3 protein-coding genes are annotated in these 2,854 nt (G+C 70.1%); 2 read left to right on the top strand and 1 reads right to left on the bottom strand.

The features are described from left to right. Positions 1 to 60 precede the first annotated feature (60 nt). Positions 61 to 900 carry an SDR family oxidoreductase gene (locus tag ACWGI8_RS42545; protein ID WP_453668824.1) on the bottom strand — a complete coding sequence of 280 codons (840 nt, stop codon included), beginning with the start codon at positions 898 to 900 and terminating at the stop codon, positions 61 to 63. 110 nt (positions 901 to 1,010) lie between these two features. Between ACWGI8_RS42545 and ACWGI8_RS42540 the strand changes: the two genes are divergently transcribed. After that, positions 1,011 to 1,472: a MarR family winged helix-turn-helix transcriptional regulator gene (locus ACWGI8_RS42540; protein ID WP_453668823.1), complete on the top strand. Its 462-nt coding sequence runs from the start codon at positions 1,011 to 1,013 to the stop codon at positions 1,470 to 1,472. Positions 1,473 to 1,857: 385 nt separating this feature from the next. Further along, positions 1,858 to 2,854: nitronate monooxygenase (locus ACWGI8_RS42535; protein WP_453668822.1), on the top strand; the 997-nt coding region annotated here is incomplete at its 3' end.

Here is a 2,854-nt window from a genome sequence, read left to right as displayed (position 1 = left end):
GGACACCGGCCCGGCACCGGGCTGACCCCTCCCGGCACCGGCCCTGCGCCAGGGGGCTTCTCAGCCGATCCAGGCGCCGGTGAGGCCGAGCACCGCAGAACCGTCCAGGTCGGCCAGCTTGGTGCCGGTGAAGCCACGGGCCCACTCGGACGTCTGGATACGGAACGCCGGGCGGTCCGCGGTGAGCGCCTCCAGCACGGCTTCGGCGGCCTCGGCCGGGGTCTGGGCACCGTTGAGGAACTGCGCGACGGTGCGGTTGAGGTAGTTGTTCAGCGCCTCGGCGTACGGACCGGCGGCGGCGACCTCGGCCTCCAGGTCGACGCCGATGTTGTTGACGAACTCGGTGGCCACGGCGCCGGGTTCGACGACGGAGACGGACACACCGAGCTTGGCCACGACCGGCGCCAGGCTCTCCATGTAGCCCTCGACGGCGAACTTCGCCGCGCAGTAGGCCTCGTTGAAGGGCTGTCCGACGATACCGCCGACGCTGGTGACGGTGATCAGACGGCCGCCGGAAGCACGCAGATGGGGCAGGGCGGCCTTGGAGACATGGAGCACGCCGAAGAAGTTGACCTCCATGACCTGGCGGACATCGTCCACGGTCTCGTTCTCCAGCGTGCCCAGGTGCCCGGCACCGGCGTTGTTGATCACGGCGTCGAGGCGGCCGTGGTCGGCGATCACTCCGTCGATCGCGGCGGCGACCGAGGCCTCGTCGGTGACGTCGAGCTGCCGGATGTCGAGCTCGACGCCGGCGTCCGCGGCGGCCTTGCGCAGTGCGTCGGCGCGGCGGGGGTCCCGCAGGGTCGCCACGGTCCGCCAGCCCGCCTGCGCGGCGGCGACGGCGGCGGCGAGGCCGATGCCGGAGGAGGTACCCGTGATCAGAACAACCTTGGAAGACATGGTGCGGCCTTTCGTTTCAGAGAACACCGAGCGGTTCGATGGCGCGTTCAGTGCGTGTACACACACCATAACCATTACGTGCGCACACACGCAACCGGTAAGCTCGGGCCATGACGAAGAGGAAGCTCACCCAGGCTGAGATGTCGGTCGCCGACCACGCCTTCTATGGTGTGGTCTGGGCCGGAACCGTGCTCACGGAGCGCGTCGACCGCGCCCTCAGCAAGGCCCACGACCTGCCGGTCTCCTGGTTCGAGGTCATGCTCTGGCTCGACTCCAGCCCGGAACCGGTCCCCGCTTCCGTCCTCGGCAACAGCACCATGCTCAGCCGCAGCCAGGTCTCCCGCGTCGTCGACGCGCTCCAGAACCGAGGCCTGGTCACCCGCACCCCCTCCGCCCGGGACGCACGCTCCGTCGAGATCGCACTCACGCCGGAGGGCCGCCAACTGTTCGCCGAGGCCGACGCCACGCGCCGCGAGTGCCTCGCGCCCGTCTTCACCGACCTCCTGGACCAGAAGGATCTCGAAGCGCTCAGCGCGGTGTGGCTGAAGCTCAAGGCCGGCAAGGAAGGCTAGACCGATCGGCGACAGGCATCTGACTGCCTATCAGAAGATCTTGGCTTCGATCTTGACACCTTAGCGTGGACACGTAAAGATACTGGGCTGCGTCGCCGAATTCCCCCCACCGGTTCCATTACACATTTCCACGGCAGACGCGGGCCGCGAGTTCCCCACTCGCCGCCCGTTTCCGTCGTGTTCACATTCCGCCTCGTCGCGGGTTCCCGTGGGGCGATGAAATCGCCGCAGCATTGACCGATGAGTAACTTTGGCGCTAGCTTCAGGCTGATTCACCGATGGCCCGAATTGTTTCTCCCGGGCATTGCTCGACCCTGCACTTCCTGCGCCCTCTGATTGACCGAAACTTAACCTCCGGGCAACGCCAACGCATTTTCGGAGAATTATGACGTCGGCAGAGCACGTCATGGACCTGGTCATCGGAATAACCCCCTTCGGTGAGCCGGACGCCAGGCTCGCCGCCGCGGTCAGCCGCGCCGGCGGACTCGGAGTGCTCGACCTGGGGACCGGGGACCGAAACACGAGAGACGCACTGGCATCGCTACGCCGGTGGGCTCCGGGCCCGTACGGCGTGCGGGTCGGCTTACGCTGCCGCCTCGATCCCGGCGGTCTCGGCACGGGGCCCGGGGCCGCGGTACCCCAACCCCACACAGTGATCCTCGCCCGCGACGCTCCCTGGCGGATCGGCGATGTCTCCGGCCGGGCCCGGGTGCTCGTCGAGGTCACCGGCCTGGACGAGGCCCGCGAGGCCGCCCGCGCCGGGGCGGACGGCCTGATCGCCCGCGGCAGCGAGTGCGGCGGGCCGGTCGGGGAGGTGAGCACCTTCGTGCTGCTCCAACAGCTGTTGGCTGCAAGGGAGTTGGCCGGGATTCCGGTGTGGGCCTGTGGAGGCATCGCACCGGGAACCGCGGCCGCCGCCGTGGTCGGCGGGGCGGCCGGGGTGGTGCTGGACAGTCAGCTCGCTCTGCTGGCCGAGTCGGGAGTGGCGGAGCCGGTGGCCGCCTCGCTGCGGACCATGGACGGCTCGGAGACCACCGTGATCGACGGCCACCGGGTCCTGCGCCGACGCGGCAAGGCCGCTCCACCCGCCGGCAGCGACCCGGAAGCCGCTCTGCCCGTCGGCCAGGACGGCTTCCTCGCGGCCCGCTTCGCCGAGCGCTGGGGCGACACCGGCCGCGCCGTCCGCGCGGTCGTCGCCGCCGTCCAGGACACCGTCCGGGAGAACGCCGCCGTACGGGCATTGCGGCCCGGAGCCCCGATGAGCCGGGCGCTCGGCACCCGGCTCCCCGTGGCCCAGGGGCCCATGACCCGCGTCAGCGACCGCGCGGACTTCGCCGCCGCCGTCGCCGATGACGGAGCCCTGCCGTTCATCGCACTCGCAC

The organism is Streptomyces sp. NPDC054841, from assembly GCF_053611045.1.
The sequence above is the reverse complement of the archived record's forward strand: the minus strand, read 5'-3'. Positions and strand labels throughout refer to the sequence as shown.